Origin of the sequence: Peribacillus sp. AS_2, assembly GCF_026891895.1 — a bacterium.
GTDB classification, from domain to species: Bacteria; Bacillota; Bacilli; order Bacillales; family DSM-1321; genus Peribacillus; species Peribacillus frigoritolerans.
Map to the genome: position 1 here is coordinate 254963 of NZ_JAPTGA010000006.1, position 25538 is coordinate 280500.

The 25538-nt window shown below is 36.8% G+C and carries 8 protein-coding genes; all 8 read left to right on the forward strand.

Translation table 11 applies throughout. The annotated features are described in order from the left end of the window. Positions 1-72 precede the first annotated feature (72 nt). The 8 genes from OTG27_RS13315 (at position 73) to OTG27_RS13350 (ending at position 25416) form a co-directional block, all read left to right on the forward strand. Positions 73-783, forward strand: a complete 711-nt coding sequence (locus OTG27_RS13315) for a 4'-phosphopantetheinyl transferase family protein (RefSeq protein WP_268937179.1) — start codon at positions 73-75, stop codon at positions 781-783. Then, entirely contained in the window at positions 774-1433 is a 660-nt protein-coding gene (locus OTG27_RS13320) for a hypothetical protein (RefSeq protein ID WP_268937180.1), read from the forward strand. Before OTG27_RS13315 ends, OTG27_RS13320 begins: the two co-directional genes overlap by 10 nt. A 12-nt stretch (positions 1434-1445) precedes the next feature. Beyond that, positions 1446-8975 (forward strand): non-ribosomal peptide synthetase, encoded by a 7530-nt coding sequence (locus OTG27_RS13325; protein WP_268937181.1) that lies wholly within the window; start codon positions 1446-1448, stop codon positions 8973-8975. Between the two features lie 12 nt (positions 8976-8987). Next, a complete protein-coding gene (locus tag OTG27_RS13330; protein ID WP_048679062.1) occupies positions 8988-9254 on the forward strand; it encodes a phosphopantetheine-binding protein in 267 nt (88 codons plus the stop codon). Positions 9255-9280: 26 nt separating this feature from the next. Beyond that, positions 9281-13999, forward strand: coding sequence for a non-ribosomal peptide synthetase (locus OTG27_RS13335; RefSeq protein ID WP_268937182.1), 4719 nt, complete (start codon positions 9281-9283; stop codon positions 13997-13999). 79 nt (positions 14000-14078) lie between these two features. Continuing rightward, positions 14079-21764: a non-ribosomal peptide synthetase gene (locus OTG27_RS13340; protein WP_268937183.1), complete on the forward strand. Its 7686-nt coding sequence runs from the start codon at positions 14079-14081 to the stop codon at positions 21762-21764. Then, positions 21761-24664, forward strand: a complete 2904-nt coding sequence (locus tag OTG27_RS13345; RefSeq protein ID WP_268937184.1) for a non-ribosomal peptide synthetase — start codon at positions 21761-21763, stop codon at positions 24662-24664. The genes OTG27_RS13340 and OTG27_RS13345 overlap by 4 nt, the downstream gene beginning before the upstream one ends. Next, on the forward strand, positions 24664-25416 hold the full coding sequence (locus OTG27_RS13350; protein ID WP_268937185.1) for a thioesterase II family protein: 753 nt from the start codon (positions 24664-24666) through the stop codon (positions 25414-25416). Before OTG27_RS13345 ends, OTG27_RS13350 begins: the two co-directional genes overlap by 1 nt. Positions 25417-25538 lie beyond the last annotated feature (122 nt).

Consider the following 25538-nt stretch of genomic DNA (forward strand, 5'->3'; position numbering starts at 1 on the left):
AAAGAAATTTTAGAGGAAAAAAATGGAGAAAAAATGCAGATTTCTAGAAAAAAGAGGGGAGGAAAATTATAAATGATTGAATACTTTATGAATAAGAAAAAAATTTATAAATCTTATATCAAGTATTATGAAGCGAATTCAGTCAATTTGGACTATATTGATGATATTTTTAACGAAAAAGAATGGAATTATTTAAATTTGCATAATGGTCCCAAAAGATCCATCGAAGCAAAGAAAAGTTTGTACTTTGGAAAAAAAGCAATTATGGAGTTTTTTGGTATTGGTTTGGATGAAATAAAAAATGTATCCCTGTTGAAAGGAGTCTTTGGACAGCCGGTCATTGTTACAAGCTTGTTCTTTTTAATGAACATAGGTATATCCATCACACATACGGATAAAACATTCGGAATATTGCTTTTTGATCAACTGCATCCAATGGGAATCGATATTGAGACTAAAACGAAATCCGATTCTGAATTTTTAGAAACCTACTTAACGGAATCCGAGAAAAAAATGATCAAGGAAAGCGATGGTGTTTTAAGTAAAGAAGTTTTCTTTAGTGCAAAAGAAAGTCTATCAAAGATACTAAAAACAGGATTGACCTCTCCACTTGAAATCTATGAAATTTCCAAGGTTGACATGGATCATGATAACATCTCACTTTTCTATAAAAATTTCACCCAATATAAATCAACGGTTGTACTCGTGAATGATGAAATAAGAAGTGTTACCTTTCCGATAAATTCTACGAAAATAATTGAGGGGGAATACCAATGGAATTAAAAATGGCAGCAAATGCTGAATTAAAAAACAAAAACAAATTAGTGCAATATCTTTTTAAAAAAGAGAATAGAGTTCACAAGTTAATCATTTCGTTATTGTTACTCAGTTTAATAGCAGGTATCGAAACGACGCTTTTGTTATATTCTGCAGATCAAAAAGGGATGAACGTATTAAATGGCATGTCCATTTCAGAGATCGGAGCCCTTAGTTTTGCCATTAACACAATTGTAATGGGAGCTCTTGGATTATTGGTTACATTCATCATTCAAATATTAATTGTGTGCCTATTATTTTTAGTTTTAAAAGAAAGACCGGTAAATATAAAAGGGGTTTGCCAAGCTGTCATAAATGCAGGGGTATGCATCGTGATTGGATCCGGTGTTAATGCGATCATCGCATTATTGGTTAAGAGCAAGGAAACGACATTCACTAGTTTATCCTTACTGGTGCATGATAAAAGCTCCATCCTTCACACATTCATGGCTGAGTTTGAGTTGTTTTACATTGTCAGTTTAATTCTATTCAGCTATAGTCTGGAAAAATTGGCGCTCATTAAGAGAAGAAATGCATGGATCATAACGATTGTAATCGCTTTGGTTTCTTTGGTTTTTCATATGTTGACAGTTGCATCAGGCACATATTTAAAATAATGGGGGAAAATGATGAATATGAATTCTTTAGCGAATTTATTTGAAGAAAGTGTCAGGCAATATGGGGACAATATTGCAGTAAGAAATAAGGGTATGCAATTTACATATAAAGAAACGAATATCTTGGCAAATAAAATGGCAATGTACATAAAGGACATAGGGATAAATAAAGGAGACAATGTCGGAATCTATATTGAAAAATCCGAGCAGGTTTTATTTTTGATCATAGCCCTGCTTAAATCGGGTGTTACTTATGTACCTATCGACCCTAAAAGTCCAGATGAAAGAGTAAAGCATATAATAAAGAATTCAGAATTGAAGTTATTAATTGGGGATAAAAGCCGGATTAGCGACATTGGTTGTAATTATGTATCCATTGATGAAGTGATGGATAAATCAAAAGGTATGACAGGTGAGAATGTACATACTTTAATTGAACCAGAAGATCCAGCCTATATCATTTTTACATCGGGCTCAACAGGAAAGCCTAAAGGGGTTTGTGTTTCACATGAAAACGTCATGAACTTGTTTGATGGCTGCGACGATTTGTTCGAGTTTACTAATAAAGATAAATGGACATTTTTCCATTCCTACGCATTTGATTTCTCCGTATGGGAGATGTGGGGGGCTTGGATATATGGCGGAGAAGTTGTTGTGGTTTCATTTGAAGAAAGCAGAAATCCAATATCCTTTGTTGAATTATTGATAAATACACAAACAACCGTTTTTAACTGTACGCCAAGCGCTTTCTTCGAAGTGAGTGGTGAGCTCATAAATCGTCAAAATGAATTAAGTTTAAAATACATTATTTTTGGAGGGGAAGCATTAAACTTCAAGAAATTGGCGCAGTGGTTTTCACCCGAAAATTGCAGGCTGCCAAAGCTAATAAATATGTATGGAATAACTGAAACCACCGTTCATGTAACCTACAAAGAAATCGCTAAGGGTGATGTTGAAAAAGGAATGACCAATATCGGAAAAGTCCTGCCTCATCTTGGGTTCAAAGTGATGAATCAAAATGGAGAAGAAGTAACTGGAGATGAAGAGGGCGAGTTATACGTTTCAGGAAAAGGTGTATCGCTTGGCTACTATAAAAACCCGATGATGAATGAGATGAAATTTACGGATATCGATAATGTCCGCTACTATAAGTCAGGGGATATAGTGAAACTGTTGGATGATGGTGATCTGCAATATATCTCCAGAAATGATGAGCAAGTGCAGCTAAGAGGTTTCAGGATTGAATTAGGGGAAATTGAGAGCGCGTATAATGAATTGCAAAACATCAAGAACGCAGTTGTTACGATGGATAAAGCGTTTAATGATGATATGCATTTATTTTTATACTATGTTGCTGATGAAGAATTAGCTGCTGATTATTTGAGGGAAAGTGTAAAAAGCTCATTGCCAGCGTATATGATACCAAGCTTTTTTATCAAGGTGGACAACATCCCCCTAACTGTAAATGGAAAACTGGATAAATCTTCATTACCAAAATTTATAATAAAAGACCGTGAAACTACACCGAATTTCAAGAATCCAGCAGATGAAACAATAAGCGAAAAAGTAAGGGAATTAGTGGGTAGCATCTTAGGCAATGGGGTTATAAAAAATAATCAGTCGCTACTTGAAAGTGGAATGAACTCATTATCGATAATGAGATTGATTGTCAATATTAAAAATCAATTTCATATTGAAATTGCTCCTTCCGTTTTATTGGAAAACGATACGATTATGAAATTATCCGAAGTCATAGAAGCTTGTCAAAAAGAAGAGGTAAAGCAAGATTATACACCTATCCATATCAATGCCAGAAATACATATCCTTTAACATATGAGCAAGAAAATTTGTGGTTCATTCATCAAACCAATGTAGACAAATCATTATATAACATCGTTTTTTCGTATGAAATAGCAGGTGAAGTGAATGAAGGAAACCTGGAATTATCGTTAGATAAGCTAAGCAATAAACATCAAATCTTAAAAAGTGTCATTAGGGAAGAAGCTGGAGCGGGCATCTTGGTTTTCGATGAGTCGATTCATCATGATATTAATTATTTCGATGTTTCGGATCTTCCTTTAGACATGCAGGAAGAAAAAATGAATCACTTTGTGAAGGAAGAAACGGAACGGCAATTTGATTTAGTAAATGGTCCCCTCCTATCAATGACGCTAGTGAGGAATGAAAGTGAATATCAATTATTATGTAACATCCACCATATTATTTTTGATGGTTGGTCGATTCCATTATTGATCAATGATTGGTTTGCCATTTATGAGGAAATCGAGAATGGCGACCGAAATGATAGAGATAACCAATCAATCCAATATGGAGATTATGCTTTATGGCAAAAAAATTCACCAAATTATGTAACAGATAAAGATAATGAGTTCTGGAGTAATGAAATAACGGCATTACGGCAAAAGTCTTTTTTACAATATGATCATCAAAAAACCGGAGAAGGTAAAAGCACGTCCGATATTATCAGCTTTTTGTTACCTAAAGAAATTCAAGACAACCTGGAAAGTCTTCATAAAAAAACGAAATCGACTTTGTTCATGAGTTTACTTACCGCCTATCAAACCTTTTTATCAGTTTACTTTGATGAAGAGGAAGTTGTCGTCGGCAGCCCTTTGGCGAAGAGAAACCATGTGGATACTGAACAATTGATAGGATATTTCGTCAACACCTTGCCCTTTAAATTACATGTATCCCAGGAAGATTCATTTGAAGGGATTTTGCGAAAAAACATAAAAAATATTGCAGGTGTTTTTGACCATCAAAATTTACCTACTAAGGAGATTTTGAAATATTTATCGGCAGAAAGAACCATGGAAAATACGCCATTGTTCGATACAGTATTCGTCCTGCAAAATAACCAAAAAGAAAAGCTGGCATATAGGAATTTCAAGTTAAAACCGAAAAAAATCAATACCTTTAAAGCTAAATTTGATTTGGTTGTTCAGGCAGAAGAAATGGATGAGGATGAATTACTCATTTCGTTTGAATATAACAAAGCATTATTCAATAAAACGACGATTCAAAGAATGGCTAGTAATTTTCAGCATTGGCTGTTAGAGATTACAACCAAGGAAAGCAAGCGGATAAAGGACATTACCTACTTAGAGCCTGCACAGTTGCGATCATTAATCGAAATGGGGACAGGCAATGTAACTCAAGAAGCGGAAGATCATCGTTTTGAAGATGTAATAACCAGGTTTGAGAATAAAGTTAGTACAAATTTCAATGATGTTGCCATTGTTCATGATGATGATCAAGTGACGTATAGCGAATTAAATGTCCGGGCAAATCAGGTGGCACAACGCTTATTCCTAAATCATGTAGGTGTAGAGGATAGAATTGGGATTTTTATGGATCGATCGATCAATATGGTTACGGCCATTTTAGCCATTATGAAAGTTGGGGCGGCATATGTGCCATTGGACCCTTCACAGCCAGTGTCACGATTGAAACATATGATTGAGGATTCTCAAATCACATATTGTTTAAGTAATGAAGAAGGACTTCCAATGTATCCCGGTGATGAAGGAAAACTTTTATGTATCGAAGACATACTAAAAGAACCAGAAATTGAATGCACAGTATTCGATTCAACAAAGATATCGGAAAGTGATCTGGCCTATATCATCTACACTTCAGGAACAACGGGAAAACCTAAAGGGGTCATGATTGAACATGGAGGGTTGGCCAACCTTTGTAATTGGCATATCAATTATTATTCAGTAGATGGAAAGGATGCAGCAGTACTGGTTTCGAATACATCTTTTGATGCTTCCGTTTGGGAAATATTCCCTTATCTTACGAATGGGAATAAACTCCTGATACTGGATTACTATGATTTATTGGATGTAGAGGTCCTTTCGGAGAAGATGGAAAAGGAGAAGGTCACACTCGCGTTTTTTTCAACGGGGCTGCTCGAGCAATTATTTATTAACGATATGAAATTTCCAGAATCAATCAGAGCTATTTTGACAGGGGGAGATCGTTTAAAAACGATACCCGATCGTTTGAGCTTTGATTTATATAATAATTATGGTCCAACGGAGGGCACTGTCGTTGCAACAGCATATAAGGTACTTCCAAGTGATGATACAGTGATTCCGATCGGAAAGCCAATCTTAAATGCAGAAGCATACGTGTTCAATTCCAGGATGAAGCCTGTTCCTAAAGGTCAAATAGGCGAGCTGTATATCGGCGGGAAAGGCATTGCAAGGGGATATATAAATAATCCGGGGAAAAACGATGAAAGCTTCATTCAAAATCCGTTCAATCCCTCAAGGAAACTATATAAAACTGGAGATTTGGTTAAGTATGCCGAGGATGGAAATCTACTTTTTGCAGGCAGGGCTGATGACCAAGTGAAAATACGCGGATATCGTATCGAACTTGGGGAGGTCAGTGCAGTTCTAAATAAATGCCCTGGTATAAAGGATTGCTTCATAGCGATAAAAGATGAATCTAAATCGAAGAAATTCATCATAGCCTATTATATCTCCGACAATGACCTTGAAGAAAATTATATCCGGGATTATATGAAGAATCATCTTCCCCATTATATGATTCCTTCTTATTTCATTAAAATGGAGTCTTTTCCGCTAACCGTTAACGGCAAAGTGGATGCGAAGAGCTTGCCGGATACAAAAATGAACCCGGAAGGAACTAACAGTAAAAGTGTCATGAATGGAACGGAACAAAAATTGTTAAAGATATGGAAAGAGGTACTGAATAATCAGGAAATAACCATCTTTGATAACTTTTTCGAATGTGGAGGAGATTCCATCCTAAGCATTCAAATTTGTTCACTTGCCAAGAAAGAAAATCTTCTCATCACATCAAAAAATATCTTTGAAAAACAAAGTATCGAAGAGCTGGCAAAGGTTGTGGAATTGACGGGCGATGTAACGATAAATCAGTCTGATGTTTTTGGAAAGGCACCATTTACACCTATTCAAAGTTGGTTTTTTACTCAACAAATAAATAATTTTAATCATTGGAATCAATCTGTAACGTTAAAGGGCTACCCGCAATTGAATGAGAAACGGCTGCAAAGAATCATGGCCCATATCGTCAGACATCATGATGGGCTCAGATCAAGGTTCAATAGAGAAGAATCATTTTCGCAGGTGGAGAAAATCGGCCCTTCAGAAAATTGGACTTTGAATTACGTAAATCTATCAAACCTGAATAAGGACAAACAGGGACGGGAAATAGCTAGACTCGGGATCGAAGCACAACAGGGCATCAACATTTCAAACGGACCACTAATGAAAATAGTATGCATCAATACTGGGCAAAACGAGCATGTAATCATTTGGATCATTCATCATTTACTTGTTGATGGGGTTTCCTGGAGAATCTTGATCGAAGATTTTGACCGGCTATATATTCAAGATATACACAATCAGGAACTAAAACTGGATAATAAAACGACATCATATAAGGAATGGGCGAATAACCTCAATGAATATAAAAATCGCATTCCTTTAGGCATTAAAGAGTACTGGCTGAATGAACATGAAACGGTATATGAAAACGCCCTGGTCAAAACAGGAAATGTTTACGATGGAAAATCATTTGAAATGAAACTGAATAAAGAGATTACAAGCAAAATCTATAATGATATGACAAAAACGTATAAAGCATCTATCGATGAAATATACTTATCCATTTTCGCAGCGCTAATCGGGAAATATTTTAATAAAAAAGATATTCATTTTACTTTGGAAGGACATGGTCGCGAAGAGTTATTTGCAGGTGTCGATCTGTCCAGGACAGTAGGCTGGTTTACGACCATGTGCCCGGTTTATATAGAAAATAAAGAATCGATTTCGAACACCATTCAAGGTACAAAGAAAAAGTTGAGGACCCTGCCTAATAAAGGGATTGAGTATGGGATCATAACCGAATTATGCAACGAGACATATATGAAACAAAATAGGCCGATCATCAGTTTCAATAATCTAGGTAGATTTCACCAAAACAATGAATGGGCTGCAAAAGAGGTCACCTTTTTTAGTGAACAAGATATTCAACATAATTCCTATACCGAACATGAAGTCGATATCGAATTGCTTGTAGTGAATGAGGAGCAAACCATAAAAATAAACTATAACAGACATTTCGTAAGAGAAGATTTTGAGCAATATATGCAACTCAATATGCAGGAATTGTTACGGACATTGGAAGAAGAAACAAGGGGAAAACAGATGTACCGTCCGGAAGACTTTCCATTGGTGGATATGCCCGAAGAGGAACTTAACCAGCTCTTGCACAACGAAACAGGCATTATTGATATTTATGAATTGACGGCTTTGCAAAAAGGGATGTTGTACCATAGCTTGTTTGATAGTGAAAGCAGCCAGTATAAAGTGCAGCTCATTTTTGATATTAAAGGTTTTCTGGACGTCGAAAAATTAACCAATGCCATTGTGACAACTGCAGGGAAACATGACATTTTAAAAACCAAATTGTATTCAAGCAGAAAAGGGGTATTCTACCAACTGTTAATGAGTTCCATGGATACCGAGATTGAATATGAAGAAATGATCGATCATCAAGAGAAGTTGGAAAAGTTGTTAGCAGATCAATATAAGATCATAGATATCGAGAATAATAAGCTGAATCGCTTCATGATCGTTAAGCTTACGGAAAATCAATACCAATTAATATGGACATTCCATCATATTATTATGGATGGCTGGAGTTACTCGATGGTGATTAATGACATTTTTGCTGCTTATCATTCAATAACACCAACATCATCCGTGAGTCCTTCATTTAAAAAGTATGTTGAATATATGAAAGATTATACAAGTAATAAGGAACTGCGGGACTATTGGGCAGGGAAATTGGAAGGTGCCCGGAATTCCGGATCCAGTTTAATGGGAGTGCAAGAAGGCGAAGGGTACATTGAGAATAGCTATTTGAAAGTATTGGATGAGGAATTAAGTGATTCCATTCAACGATTCTGTCAGGAATACAAGATTACCATGAATACTTTCTTTCTAACCATTTGGCTAGCCACTTTGAAAGAAGTAAAAGGAACGGAAAATGTATGCTGCGGCGTAGTGACATCCGGCAGGAATATTCCTATCCAAAATATTGAGGCAATGGTTGGTCCATTTATCAACACTGTGCCGTTCATCAAGCGTATCAGCCACGAAAAGACCTACATGGAAATACTGGATGAGGTTCAAAATGAATTTTTGGAATTAAGTGCCTATGAGAATACACCTTTATCAGAGATTTATGAGTGGGCTAATTTGGAAAACCAACTATTTGAATCATTATATGCTTTTGAAAACTATCCGATGAAACTAGCTAATAATGATGAAATCAATGTGAGTTTGAAAGAAGGACGGGAAACGACCCATTATCCAATCGTCATCATCATCACCCCTGGTTCAAGTGTTCAAATTAAATTTAATGAGGCAGCGGTCAATCCAAAGTTAAGGTCATCCGTACTTTCTATATTTAATCAAATCTTAAGTGAAATGCTGGAAAAATCGAAAGTGAAATGAGGGGAAATATATATGGAGATAACAATTGCGGTGAAGGAAAGGTTAATTGAGGAAAAACTTATTGGATTTTGGAAAGAAATTTTAGAACAAGAGACAATAGATACAGATTCCAACTTCTTTGACTTAGGTGGGAATTCCCTTTTAGCGATGCAATTTATTCAAATGGTGAAGAATAACCTGGGAGTGAGATTACCAATCAAGGTGATGTTCGAACAATCCACCATAAAGGAACTATCTGTACTCATCAAACAATTGGACGATATGCATAAGTTAAGTTGAATGGAAAAGAATTGAGGTGTTTTTCTATGAACAGGATGATCAGTGAAACGGAAAATAGGCTATTAAACTTGATTTCAATTGTTATTGAACCTTTAAAACTATCACTAGTAGAGGACATGAATGAATCACTAAGCACAAATGAAAAAAAAGATGAGTTTTTGTCTTCGATAAAACAGGAGTTTGGTATTCAATTAACACCGGAAATCATTTCAAGCCAATGGAATATAGAAAAACTGGCAAGTTTTCTGGACATGCTCCTCGACATGAGGGAAGACGAGGTAAATAAGCCTTATAAACGTGGGAAAAGTGAAGGAATGCTTTCTCATAATCAAGATAGAATGTATCTGTTCGACAGCCTGGATGAAAGGAAAATGCTCTATAATATGCCATTTAAATTCATTTTAAATGGCGTTGTGGACATTGATGACCTGCAACAGGCATTAGATTTCATGATTGAACGCCATGAAACTTTGCGAACTAATTTCAAAGGAGAAGAACATCAAATCCTTCAATTCTTATCAAAAAAAAGCCGAAACATGATTGCCTATGAAGACTGTCGGGGATTAGATCCAGAAGTCAGCGATATAATGGTCACCTCCCATCTTACTGAAGAAATGGAAAGATGCTTCGACCTGGAAAATGATCATTTATTTAATATGAAACTATTTCGAGTTGATGAAGAAAAACATTATTTGGTATGCAATTTTCACCATATCATTTTTGATGGAGTATCGTTTGTCACCTTTTTCGAAGAGTTATTGGAGATTTATGAAAGAATTCAAACAGGCAGGGTTGGGGATATTCCCCCTCTGGACATGCAATATTTAGATTATGCTGTCTGGCATAAGGAGTGGGTCAAGGAAAGTACGCCAAGCCAAAGGAGGTTTTGGGAAAGTTATTTAGATCAAGAGGAAGAAGCATTAGAACTTCCGTTTGACTTTCAACGTCCAAAATCACCTTCTTACTCAGGCGAAAGACTGGAAATGGCCATAACGAATGAACTTCGTTTATTGATTGACAGGGTTTTAAAGGAGAAGGGTACGACTTTATATGCTTTTATGATGACTGCCTATCAAGTGTTTTTAAGTCGGTATACCGGGAAGAATCAAATCATTGTCGGGAGTACCGTGGCAAACCGCGGCCAAGAAGAATTTGCCCGGACAGTTGGATGCTTTGTCAATACGCTGCCATTGAAGCTGACCGTTGATCCATCAGAATCATTTCATGAAATATTGAACCGGAATCGTAAAGTGATTTTGGATGTATTGGAACATCAGGCTTTTCCATTTGAAAAAATCGTTGAAATCATTAATCCAGACAGGGATCTCAGTCATTCCCCATTGTTCCAAACAGCCTTGGCAATGGAAGAAAGCTTTGATGGGAACTTTAGCAACGCATTCTTCACTCTTGAACAAGACAAATTCGAAATTCCTTATTCAAATTATGACCTGACTATAAAGGTGAAGGGTTCTCATGACTTAATCCTGGAATTCGAGTATTCCGATGAACTTTTCAGGCGGGAGACAATTGAAAGACTCATGCTAAGTTTCGAAAAATGGTTATTCCAAATTTGCAGAAATGCGGATAAACCTATCTGTCATTTGGAGTATTTAGATGACAATCAAATGAATCAATTGTTATTTGAGTGGCAAGGTGAGGTTTCGGATGCGCATCAAAATGAGACGATCACCTCCATATTCAAAAGAATCGTCAAGAAGCATTCAAACAAATTAGCCGTAGCTGATAATGGTCAGGCCATTACTTATTCGGAATTAGATCAAAGATCGAATGTGATTGCGAAATTGGTCAGAAATCATATCGAAAACGGTTCTAAAAAGGTAGGCCTGCATGTAAACAGATCGATTGATATGGTAATCGGCATGTTGGGAATTATTAAAGCCGGGTGTGCATACGTTCCGCTTGATCCTATGATGCCAGCTGAAAGATTGGAATATATCATCAATGATTCGAAAATGGATATATGCATTACGAATCAAATTGAGGCTCCTGCCATTAAAAAAATAGCAAAGGTGATTGATCTTGAATCCGTACATTACGTGGCTACCAAGTGCTGTAACGAATCTATTGCACCTTCCGATCTAGCTTACATAATCTATACTTCGGGAACGACAGGAAAACCAAAAGGTGTCATGTTATCCCATAGAGGCGTAGTGAATTTAATGATAAGCCAAAACAAGTATTTACAACTTGATGAGACCTCAAAGGTATTACAATTTGCCACTTTTAATTTTGACGCTTCTATATATGAGATTTTTGGAAGCTTATTAAATGGTGCAGAGCTGCATATCGGGAATAATAAGGAGGAAATGTTTGATTTATTCGCATTGGAAAATCAAATCAAAAGTGAAAAATTAACACATCTAGTATTGCCGCCAGCAGTATTGCAAGAGCTCAATATAGAGGGCTCCCATGTGAAATTCGTCGGTTCAGCCGGGTCTGAATGTCCATTAATCTTGCTGGATCGCTATCAAAGTATAAATTTCTATAATGCCTACGGTCCAACGGAATATTCAGTATGGACCACGTTTGAAATGTTTAAAGCGAATGAAAACAATGGGATTACCAATAATAAAGTCTCGATAGGCAAACCCATCCTGAATACTGACGTCTATTTATTGAGTCCTGAGCAAAGACTCGTACCAATCGGTGCTGCAGGGGAAATATATATTGGCGGTGAAGGGTTAGCTGTTGGATATGTGAATAATGATGATTTAACAAAAGAAAAGTTCATTGAACATCCTTTTAAAGCTGGAAAGCGTTTATATCGCAGCGGTGACCTTGCAAAATTCACGAGCGATGGTGAGTTGATTTTTCTGGGGCGTAAAGATAATCAAGTGAAAATCAGAGGTTTCCGTGTCGAAGTGGATGAGATTTCGGTCAACCTCAATGCGTATCCGCAAGTAAGTGACTCATTCATTAAGGTTCAGGAACAGCCAAACTTAAATAAACAAATAATCGCTTATTTCACATCCAAACAACAAGTTGATTACGATCACTTAAAAGCATTTTTAAAAGAGAGATTACCAAGCTACATGATTCCTTCATTCTTTATGCAAGTGGACAAATTCCCGTTAAATGCAAATGGGAAAATTGATTCAGCACTTCTTCCGGTACCAGTAACCAGAAGCAATACATTGGAAGAACCTGAGACGTTCAATGAGAAAGTGCTTCTTCAAATATTCAAAAGTGTCTTAGGGTTGGATGACATCAGTATCCGGGATAACTTTTTTGAACTTGGCGGCGATTCCATTCAGAGCATTCAAATATGTTCACTAGCAAGGCAGGAAAGTATAATCATCAGTCCAAAATCAATTTTTGAAAATCAAACGGTAGCAGAGCTGGCTGCGATAGCGAAAACTGAAAACAAGGTCATGATTCAACCTATAGCCACTAGAGGGAATGTGGAACTGACGCCCATCCAAGAATGGTTCTTTGCGGAGCACACTGCTTCCATCAATCATTGGAACCAGTCCATTGTTTTTAGTAAAGATTCCTGTGCTCAAATGGAGGACATTGAAAAAATTCTATCACATATCGTGGAACATCATGATGGATTGTTAACCCTATTTGAAAAACATGACGATAAATATATCGGGAATATAGATTCCGAACACAAAACATGGGAGTTAGTCTATAAGGATATACATCATTTGGATGAGGAAACGCGAATAAGGGTGAGAGATGAATGGGAAAGTAACGCTCAAGGTTCATTGGACATAAGTAATGGACCGATCATGAAAATGCTTGTTTTAAAAGAACAGCCGAACAAGTATCGCTTCTTTTGGGTAATCCACCATTTATTGATTGATGCCGTTTCCTGGAGGATTTTACTTGAGGATTTCAATACCCTCCATGATCTCGCATTAAACAATCAAACAGGAAGGCTTGCTCATAAAACGTCATCATTCAAAGACTGGTCAAACTTCTTGAAGAAATACAATGAATCGTTGATGGACCCTGAAACACTCCGTTATTGGGAACAAAAAACAAAAAGTGAAATAACGGATTTTAAGATAGCGGAAGACTTTATAGCTAAAGAAGAAAGAACGATGGAGAAATCATTCAGTGAGGAAGAAACTGAATTCTTGATCCAGGAATTATCAAGGCAATCAAAAGCGACTGTGGAAGAAATATTGTTGTCATTAATCGCAAAGGGTTTGAAACAATCTTTTGAAGTGAAGAACTTCTGGTTGGAAGCAGAAGGGCATGGCAGGGAAATGGTGGATGAAACACTCGATGTTACTAGGACCGTTGGCTGGTTTACTGCGATGTATCCAATATTGCTGCATTCAGATGGGACGTTTGACGATACTTTAAAAAACACGAAGAATGCTATAAGGGAAATCCCAAATAAAGGTTTTGATTATGGCGTCATCAAGTATTTACGACCTGGGGTCATTCAGGAGCCGGATATCTACGTTACTTTTAATTACTTAGGAAGATTGGATTCCCAATTTGAATCATCCAATAGCAGGGACTTTGGTGAGTTTGAAAATAAACCAAAATTGCATTTCCTGTCATTTATCCAGGATGGAAAACTAACCATAAAAATAATTTCAAAATTAGCCGAAGAAAAGATGAATCTAATAATGGAAGCTATTGGTGATGTTGTCATGGAAATCAAGGGAACTGAATTTGACCAAGGTTCTTTAATAGAAAGTGATTTCCCGGATGCAATGCTCACTGAGGAAGATTTGTTTCATATATTGAATTCTAACAAATAAGGTGATTACTGGTTTAATAGAATGATTGTGGTCAGCGGGTATGGATGACACGAAGATAATGGAATCGGGAGGCGCAAAATTGGAGAAATCTATTCAGAATATCTACTCATTAACTCCGCTTCAAGAAGGAATCCTTTATGAACTGGAAATGAACAATTCAACAGAGAACCTTTACATTTCTCAAATGCGAATCAGGATAACGGGCGCTCTTGAAGTAGATGCATTGTTCGAGGCGTGGAGTCAGGTTGTAGAACGACATGAAGCATTAAGAATGAAGGTCATCTCTAAAAATATTGAAAATAATGTTCAGGTTGTCTTCAATACAATGGATTATCAACCAGAAATGATCGATATGACAGAGTTGAGTGAACATGAACAATTAATGGAAATTAAAAGAGTGACTTCCGAATCCCAGGAGATGGATGTTAATAACTCCAATTTGATGAAACTCCAATTAGTGAAAATTGAAGAAAATCAGTTTATCTTGATTTGGACTCATCACCATATAATTTTGGATGGCTGGAGTACCAGCATAGTCATCGATGAACTCTTTGTTATTTACAGCCGAATTGTAGGAAAAGACTCCAAAGGACTTATTGAAAAGCCAAAGCAATATGGAGATTTTATCCGGTATATGAATAAAACAGATGCGGAAGATATAAATCGTTTTTGGAAAGAGCTTGCAAAGGATATTGAGCAGCCGACGATCACATTTCCCGTCTTGAAACATGTGAAGGAAAACCACCAGGACAATGATCTCTTCTGGGAGCTGGATAAAACACAAAGTAAGCTTTTAAGAGAATTTGCCGCTAAAAACCATGTAACGCTTAATGTATTACTGCAGTTAATTTGGTCAATTGTCCTAAAGGAAATGTCCAATCAAAATCGAATCGTCTTTGGAATCGTCAGCTCTGGCAGGTCGAACAACTTATTCAAATCGGAAGAAATCGTTGGGATGCTCATTAATACGATTCCTATGATAGCTGAAATAAACGATACAGACAGCGTTACCGATTTACTGAAACGATTCCAGGAAACATTGAACAATATGCTGGATTACTCTCAAATTTCTTTAGTTGATATCAAACGGCATACGAAATTAAAGAAGGAAGATCCGATTTTCGAAACCTTATTTGTTTATGAAAATTATCCGGAAGCGAAAGATGAAGGCTTTAGCATTAACTGGGAGGTCGAAGGCGGAAAAGAGTCACATAGCTTCCCGTTATCGATACAAGCCCAGGATAATAAAGAAACGATTACATGCAAATTGTACTTTAATACCTGCTTCTTACAGCGTTCACTAGTATATGATATCCAATCAGCCTTCATGCAGATTGCCCATCAAATTACTGAAGCTCAGCAAATTGATGAAATATATGTGGATATTGACTTTTCAAAACTAAAAAATAATGTGGGTAAAGACGATCAAGCAACGGATGCCCATTCGATCACATCCACATCCGTTAATCAAGGACTTAAAGAAATTTGGCAAGAGTTTTTCTTGAACAGCGATATTAATGGTGATTCTGATTTCTTTCAATTGGGCGGGCATTCGATAACAGCCATGAAAATGGTGTCTAAAATAAATAAAAGACTTGATGCGAATATGAAATTAGCTGATTTGTTTGAAAATCCTACATTGAAAATGCTAAATCATAAGATCTTTCCGGAAATGAGTACACCTCCAAGAAATGGAACGCAGGTCGTTTCTTCTTTCGTGGAAAAGACATTTTTGGAAGTCTTATCAACAAGTCAAATCGATAAAGATGCCGATTTTTTTGAAATGGGCGGACACTCGATTTTAGCCATGAAGTTATTGACCAAATTAAACAAAGAATACAATCAAATTCTAACTTTGAAAAATATTTTTCAAAATTCAACAATCGATTCGTTGACAGACTTCATCATTAATGAAATTTCAGATCATGACAAAGAGCACATAGAAGCGCAACAAGAAAATCATGTTTTATCCAGTAACCAAGAGGCTTTATGGTTCAACGAAAAACTCAACGGTAAGACAGCCAATTATAATATCCCTCAGAAATATAAAATTACTGGAAGAGTGGATACTTCAATGCTGGAAAAAGCCTTAAATCATGTCGTTACTAGACATGAGATTTTGAGGACCACCGTCCGTGAAAAAGCCGGTAAAGGCTATCAGGAAATCAGGGAAGATTTGTACATAAAAATAGATGAAATCGATCTCTCTGCGTTAAAGCCCGAACTGCAAAAGACTCGTATACTACAAATTGAAGACGATGTCCAATCGGAAACCTTTGAAATTGAAAAAGGTCCTCTCCTGACAGTGAAACTTGTTAAATTGAGTGAAAAGGATTTTGTTTTATTTGTGAATCTCCACCATTTCGTTTTTGACGGATGGTCAGTGAGTATATTTTTAGATGAATGGTTATCGTTTTATGACAGTGAAGTGAATGAAAAGGAACTTATCCTTGGAAATGACTTTAAACAATATAAGGATTTTGCATTAGAGCAGAAAAACTGGCTGGAAAATAACATGAAAGAAGAATCGCAATTTTGGGAAACAAACTTATCTGGGGAATTACCTAAATTGGAGCTTCCTTTAGATACGGTTCGTACAAAAGAAAATCGCAACGATGGCAATAGTTTTATAGTGGAACTAACGAGGGAAGAGCTCCAGGGGTTAAAGCGGATGTCCCTGGAAAAAAACTCGACATTATTCATGACACTGCTAACGATGTACCAGTCTTTCCTAGCAAAATATACAGGTCAAAACGATATCATCGTTGGTAGTCCTTTGGCGAATAGAATGATTGAAGGGACAGAAAAATCGATAGGTTATTTTGTCAATACACTGCCCTTTAGATTAAAGCTGGGACATGAGGAAACATTTGAAGAGATACTTCAAAGAAATACAGGCCATATCATCGACATCTATGATCATCAGCAAATGACATTGGAGAAGATCGTTGAAGTCATTAACCCTGAAAGAAATTTAGCAAGCACTTCTTTATTTCAAACCGTCTTCATTTTACAAAATAATGCCAAAGCTGCATTGGAAAGTGAATACATAAAGATAACGCCTGAAGTAATAAAATCAAAGGCAGCAAAATTCGATTTGAGTTTAGCTGCAGAAGAATATGAAGATAAGCTATTATTCGCCTTTGAGTATAATTCAGGGATCTTCAATGAACAAACCATTCAATCATTAGCTGAAAATTTCCTGGAGTGGATCAGGAATATTACTTATCAGCCTGAACAATCCATTGACAAGGTATCCGTCGTGAGTAAGAAGCAGGAGAAAGTATTATTGGAAGAATGGCAGGGAGAAACCATTCGCTTTGAGGGGATCAATGACACAATCCCACAAGCCTTCCATAAAATTGTTGAGCGATTTCCTGATAAGGTAGCCATTGTTGATGGTTCCAAAACCATTACATATCGCGAATTGAATGATAAGAGCAATCGGCTTTCACACTATTTACTAAGCAAAGGGATTTCTAAAGAAGAAAGAGTCGGAATTTATGTGAATCGATCAATTGATATGGTGACGGGGATGTTGGCAGTAATTAAAGCAGGTGCTGCGTATGTTCCATTGGATCCTCATTATCCTAATGAACGATTAAGCTACATGGTTGAAGATTCGTCCATTTCCTATTGCTTGAGTCACAAAGAACTCGGAAAGAGTGGTTTGATTGATCCATCCAAAATAATATATTTTGAAAATATTGAAAATGAATCGGATTTGTTAATGACAGAGAATCTTCACATTGCAGATCAGCGGGACTTAGCATATGTCATTTATACCTCTGGAACGACAGGCAGGCCAAAAGGAGTCATGTTGGAACATAGAGGAATCATTAACTTGGTTCATAACCAAAATAAAATGATGTGTTTAGATACATCAGCTAAAGTGCTGCAATTCGCTACGTTTAATTTTGATTCATCCGTCATAGAGATTTTCAGCACACTATTGTTCGGTGCGGAGCTGCATATAAGCGTAGATAAAGAAAATCAATTTGACATGAATAAACTTGTTGAACAAATTAAGCGTGAAGGAATTTCTCATATCATTTTACCGCCTGCTGTGTTGAAGGAACTGCCAATCAATGAATTGAGCACGATTAAAGTGTTGGGATCTGCAGGTTCTGAATGTCCAGTCGAGCTCGTTTCGAAGTTTAAGCATATATCGTTTTTCAATGGCTACGGGCCTACTGAATATTCGGTGTGTACAAGTTTTAAAATGTTTCCCCCGAATGAGGATGCAACAGATGAATTCGTTGTTTCAATTGGGAAGCCACTGACTAACACAGTTGCACTTGTGTTGGATGAAAACCGGAAACTAGTGCCGGTAGGAGCGGTTGGTGAACTTTATGTCGGAGGAATTGGATTAGCGAGGGGATATCTGAATAATGAGAGCCTGACAAATGAAAGATTCATATCCAATCCATTCAACCCTGCTGAAAAAGTATACAGAACCGGGGATTTAGTTAAGCATAACAAAGCTGGGGAATTAGTTTATATAGGCAGAGCGGACGACCAAGTGAAAATAAGAGGATACCGTGTTGAACTATCGGAGGTTAATGTTTCATTACGAAAACTAGCAGAAATCAAAGATAGTTATGTAACGGCAATGGAAGATGGATTTGAGAATAAAAGGCTAATTGCTTATTATACGGTGAATGATGAGGCTTCGGTGGATTCAATCAGAAGAAGACTGAATGAAACACTGCCTGCTTTCATGATTCCTGCTCATTTTATGCAACTGGATAAATTCCCTTTGACGCCGAATGGGAAAGTTGATCGGAAATCCCTGCCGAAATGGAAGGAACAGTTGGATGAGAGGAAGAAAAAAGTGCCGGATGTGCAAGAGCTGTCCAAAACTGAAACAGAGCTTCTGACAATATGGAGAGATGTATTAAACGATCCCGCTATAGGACCGGAAGATAACTTCTTTGAATGTGGCGGTGATTCAATCATCAGCATTCAAATATGCTCGGCTGCAAAAGAAAAAGATCTATTTATAACGCCTAAAGATTTATTTGAATACCAAACGGTCCGTGAGCTAGGGAATATTGTAAATGAGCTGGAACAAAAACAAGTGGTCCAAGAAAAAATATCAGGTTATGTTCCGTTGACGCCTATTCAATCTTGGTTTTTTAATGAAAATCATGACAATATCCATCATTGGAATCAGTCAGTCGTTTTGATGAAGGATCATGCATTGGCGACCGAACAATATAAACAAATCATCATGAAATTAATTGATCAGCACGACATATTAAGGACATTATTTGAAAAACATGGTGATTCTTATATTGGCAATATATCAAATGCTGATAAGGCATGCGGTTTTCATGAGTATCATGTTTCCAGTTTTACAGATGAAAATAGTCTGAAAGTAATTAAGGAGCTGGAAGAAAACGCCCAACAAAGTTTAAACATACACAACGGCCCCATGATGAAGTTCCTTCTATTCAGGGATCAAAAGGAGGTAAGGATTTTTTGGGTGATTCATCACCTTGTGGTTGATGGTGTTTCGTGGAGGATACTTCTTGATCATTTCGAAAGATGCTATCAACAGATAAAGAATGGACAAGAACCATCACTGCCTTTAAAAACGACTTCTTATAAACAATGGTCCGAGAAACTGAACGAGTATCAGAACACTGGCCTACCGGAAGATGCCGTTCAATATTGGGAAAAGGAAATGAATATTCCAGTTTCTCCGCTGGCGCATAGCTTAGGTGAAACATGTGATTTTGAAAACATGTACAAAATACAAGTGGATGAGGACCAAACACAAAACCTCATTAAAAACACTTTAAGAAAACATAAAACGACAATTGATGAGGTTTTATTATCCGTTATTGCCCATTCGATTTCCAATATAATGGGAATTGATGAATTTTGGCTTGATTTAGAAGGTCATGGCAGAGAGGATATTGAAGATGATATTGATCTATCAAGCACAGTAGGGTGGTTCACCTCCATTTATCCAGTAAGGATTAAAGGAATGCCGTCTTTGGGCTCAACCTTGAGAAATACAAAAAACAGATTAAGAAGTGTGCCAAACAAAGGGTTTGACTTTGGAATCCTAAAGTATATTTCCACTCGGAATCATAACTATCCAGACAGCCTTGTGAGTTACAACTATCTAGGTCAATTTAATAACACTGGTGATATGGAACAAACCAATAGCAGCAATATCGATTTGAACTATACATTTCCATATAAGCTCAATTTTGTCGCCAGCATCGTAAACAATAGGCTCATGCTGAATATTATTGGCGATAGCAGCAATGAAAACTACCAAATGATATGTAAAGAAGTTGAAGTACACTTAAACAATATTTTAAGTGGAAGCGCAGATTTGAATGACTCCATTGTCGAAACGGACTTTCAAGCTGAGAAGATAGTCGATGGAAGTACGATTACCCATTTCATTAATAAGTTTAATAACATTGAAGAGATTTACCCAGTGACATCACTTCAAGAAGGGATGTTATTCCATAGTGAAGTAACTCAAAGTCCTGAATATATTTCACAGCTATCCATTGATTTAATAGGTGATCTGGACTTGGACAAATTGGAAGAAGCATGGAATGAAACCTGTAGAAAATACGACGTTCTTAGATCCGTTTTCAGGCGCAATCAATTGGGGGACCGTTACCAAATCATCCTTAATGACATTTATTATGTGTTTAATCATGTGGATCTAACGATGTTTAGTGAGGACGAATCGGCATCCAAGATAGAAAATCTTTTAGAGCATAGCAAAAACAGACAAATGGATTTAGAGAATGGTCCGCTCATGAACATCACCTTAATCCAGCTATCGGATCATCGCTATAAATTCATATGGACACATCATCATGCTTTAATGGATGGCTGGAGCCTGCAAATCGTCATTAATCATTTTTTGGATAATTATCGAAACCCATCCAATATGGTAAAAGACAGTGATGAACATAAGATTGCCTATAAGCAAGTCATGAATCATGTCAGGAATATGAATAAACAGGATGAAGCAGCTTTTTGGAATGAAGAATTAAGGGATTTTGAACAAGTAAAAGCACTAATAGGTAAGAAAACGGATAAGGAAGCTTTTACAGCGGATAAAGTTATTGAATATAGCCTGCCTGAAGAGCTTACCGATAGATTAATAGAATTATCCAAGCGGCATAGAAAGACGATCAATACCGTTGTTCAAGGAGTTTGGAGCATCGTTCTATCGTGCCTAAGTGAGAGCGACTCAGTATGCTATGGGGTGACAAGCTCAGGAAGGAACCTCAGCATTCCGCATATTGAAAAAGCTGTAGGCTTATTGATTAATACTCTGCCATTCTCGTTGAAAATCGATTGGGAAGATGATTTGCAATCCTATCTTACTGCGATTCAAAACAAGCAATTACAAATGAGAGAGTATGAGTTCAGTTCACTTACGGATATAAAGCGATACGCTGAAATTCCATGGGATAAGGAATTGTTCCAACATATATTTGTATTCGAAAATTATCCGAGCACAGAATCGGCAGAGGATTCGCGAATCATGATTGAAAATTCAGTCGGAAGTGAATCGACCAATTTTGATCTTACGTTCTCTGCGGCTGTAATGCAATCCAAGCTGCATTATAAAATCATTTATAAAGACAGTAAATTCACCGAATATGAAATTTTACGTTTTATGGATTCCATGCAGGAAATATTCTTAAAACTAACAGAAAATGAAACACTGCCACCTATTGGAAAATTAATAAATCACTTGAAAGTTGGGGCCCGATGATAAGTAAATCGATGACGACGAATAAATTGATATCAATAACTGAAGCTTTTAAAAAAATCGCGGAAGATAATCAATCAAAAGCGGCACTTTGCGAAAATGAACGTCAAATTACTTATAAAGAACTAGACATGCTTTCAGATAAGCTTGCGAAAAGGATCATAGATCTGGGGATTCAAGAAGAAACAATGATCGGTATTCCAAGCAAAAGGTCCATGGAACTGATCATAGGGATGCTTGCCATAATAAAGTCAGGCTGTTGCTATGTTCCAATCGACGAAAATTACCCATTAAAAAGATTGGAATATATGCTTGCAGATACGGATATGAAGTTCTTCTTATCGTTTAATGGTCAAGAAGGGAAGCTCCGGGAATTGAATATTGAACCAATTCCATTTGAGATGAATGTACTAAGCAGGGACTGCCATATCCCCGTTAACCGTTCCTCGGAGAATGGTCTCGCATATGTTATCTATACATCAGGTACGACTGGAAAGCCAAAAGGTGTAATGATTGAGCATAAAAGTGTAGTCAATTTAGTATTGAACTCTGAAATACTAGAAATTAACGAAAATAATAGAGTGGCCCAATTTTCCAACCCATGCTTTGACGCCGCAACCTTTGAGATATGGGGAGCCTTATTGAATGGAGCGACTTTATTCCTGATGCCGAATGAGTTCACTTCTTTTGATGATTGGAAAGAAGCGATATCGATTGGAAAGGTGGATGTAGCCTTTTTTACGACAGGTCTTTTCAATGCAATGGTAGATGAGGATCCTATGATTTTTGAAGGATTAAAGAAAATTGTGGTTGGCGGAGATAAGATCTCGGTTTCCCATGTGAGGAGATTGAAGCAAACAATCGGTCACTTCTCCTTGATTAATGGGTATGGACCAACTGAATGCACCACTTTTGCCATTTGTCATGAGGTCGAAGACAAAGATGCAGATGTTATTCCCATTGGAAAACCATTGAGCAATGTAGAAATCAAGATTCTATCTGAAGGACTAGTCGAGGTAGCAGATGGGGAAATAGGCGAAATCTACATTGGCGGTCAAGGGGTCATGAGAGGCTATTTAAATCAGACGCAATTAACGGAGCAAGCGTTGATCAAGGATGATTTGAATCAGACGAAGTGGTATAAAACAGGTGATCATGGCATCCGGTTACAAAATGGTGAGATCCTGTATAAAGGTCGGAAAGACAGTCAAGTGAAAATTCGCGGTTTTAGAATTGAACTGAATGAAATTCAAGACAAGCTTGATAAATACATGAAGATTGAAAGTTCAGTCGTTGCTGTTAAAAACATCAATGATGAAAATTATGTGATCGCTTATTACAAACATGAAGGTGAAAAAGCGGAAAACGCTGAAAAGGATATTAAAGATTATCTGAACAATGAATTGCCGAAATATATGATTCCCCATTTTTTTGTCAGGGTGGATGATTTCCCGCTTAATGCCAACGGTAAAGTCGATAAAGAGAAATTATTGGAAATGGAGATCGTGCAAAATAAAACTTCCTTAGCCAATCAAGAAACTGGAAAGAAAAAAGAAGTATTGGAGATTTGGAGAAATGTATTAGGAAATCAAAGTCTAGGATTGGACGACAACTTTTTTGAACATGGAGGCCATTCCATTTTAGCTACCAAACTGGTCTATGTAATGAAGGAAACTGTACTTCCTGAAGCCACTTTACAAATCTTATTGGAAAATAATACAGTGAATAAATTTGTTGAGGCACTTGAAGTCGACTATTCTTGCAGCATGGAAGCAGTGATGGAGAAGGATTCCGTGCTCGATCGAGAATTGATGGAGAAAATAAGGGAAATATCCGCTAAACCCGTTCAAATTGAAAAAAATATGATGATTACAGGTGGAACAGGTTTTTTGGGAGCACACCTATTAAACAAATTATTACTGGAATTGGAAGATGTCAAAATCTATTGTTTGGTTAGATTTCCATCAAGAAATAGATTGAAAGATACTTTAATGAAATATGGTCTTTGGCAGGATGAATTCGTAAGTAGAATCGTTGTAATTGAAGGGGATCTTAGTAAACATCATTTCGGTCTGGATGATGTGACATATGAGAAATTAAGCAATGATGTCTCTCACGTGTATCATGTCGGTGCTGAAACGAATTTCTTCGAGCCGTATAGCAAATCAAAAATATCGAATGTGGATGGTGTAGTGGAAGTCATTAAGTTTGCTTCATCATGCAATCGTAAAAACATTTATTATGCATCAACGCTTTCTGTCTTGACCGGAGAAAGGAAATGGGACGAGGAAGACGAATTGGTTTATTCCCCCGATTTAATGATCGGATACAGCCAGTCCAAATGGGTTGCCGAGAAATTGCTTCTTCAAGCAAGGGAACTTGGACTGACAATCGATATTTTCCGATTAGGCAGGATTTCATCTAATTCAAATGGGGTTTGGAACGAGAAGGATATGTTGTACAAGGTTTTTGAATCATTTATTGAACAAAGGATATTGCCATTTAAAGAGGAAATTCATTTCGAATTGATGCCAGTCGATTTTGTAAGTGAGTTTATTTACAAAATATCAAGATTGAAAGAGAATCAGAAGCTCGGGATCTATCATATGTTCAATGATCAGAGAGTTTCAAGTGAATTCGTGACCTCCTTCTTCGAAAAAAATGAAATACCTTACTCCAATATGGATTTGGAAGAATGGTTACAATCTTTAAAAGAAAAGACACAATCTAACGAGATTCATTCATTAAGTGCTTTGTCCCAGTTAATAGATGAATCAACAAAATTAAAAGAGTCGGAAATCCTGCAATCAAAAACGAAGAAGGAAATGGAACTACTATCAATGAAAATGCCGGAAATCGATTCAAGGTATGTTGAAAGCTTTATGAAGTACATGTTGAAATAATGGATCGTAAGAGAAGGGGGGTGGAAGGACTGAAGAAAACACTTTTTTGTTTCCCTTATGCTGGGGGAAGTGCATCTTTTTATAGAGGATGGAAATTTGAGGATGACGTGATAGAGGTAGTCCCGCTGGAATACCCTGGACATGGCAGTAAATATAGTGAACCATTATGTGAACATATGACGGATTTGACGGATATATTATTGAAGGAAATGGAAAAGAAACATCAAATGAATTCACTGGAAAACATCTCTTTGTTTGGACATAGCATGGGTGCGATCGTAGCCTATGAAATTGCGGCAAAATTAGAAGAGAGAGATGATAATAAAGTTGAACATTTATTCATTTCAAGTAAGTCATCCCCAGAATATAAAGTAGATCAAATCGATTGCTCTAATACAAAACATTTAAAACAATCGCTTGAAAAAATCGGGGGAACAAACAAGGAACTCCTGGAAATGGAAGATTTCATGAATATATTCCTTCCGATAATCCAGTCCGACATGAATGTATTAGCCAACTACCACCATGAAAAAAAGCGCGAGAAAAAGGTGGGAAACAAAGCCGTTTTGCTATTGGGATCGAATGATACCGTGACGAAGGAAAGTATCGAAAGCTGGAATGAATACATTGAACATATTGAAGGATTGCATATATTAAAGGGTGATCATTTCTATATAAAGCAAAACCAGGATATCGTTTTAAAAATCATTCAAGAGTATGTACTAAAAAGTCGTTGTGAAGTTTTGATTTAAGAGAGCGGACTGACTCTAATGTAAGCATCCGTTCGGATACCAATGAAACCCATTCTTCATCTAAAAAAGGACTGATTTATTTCAGTCCTTTTTACTGTAGACAAATTTATAAAGCTCCAGTT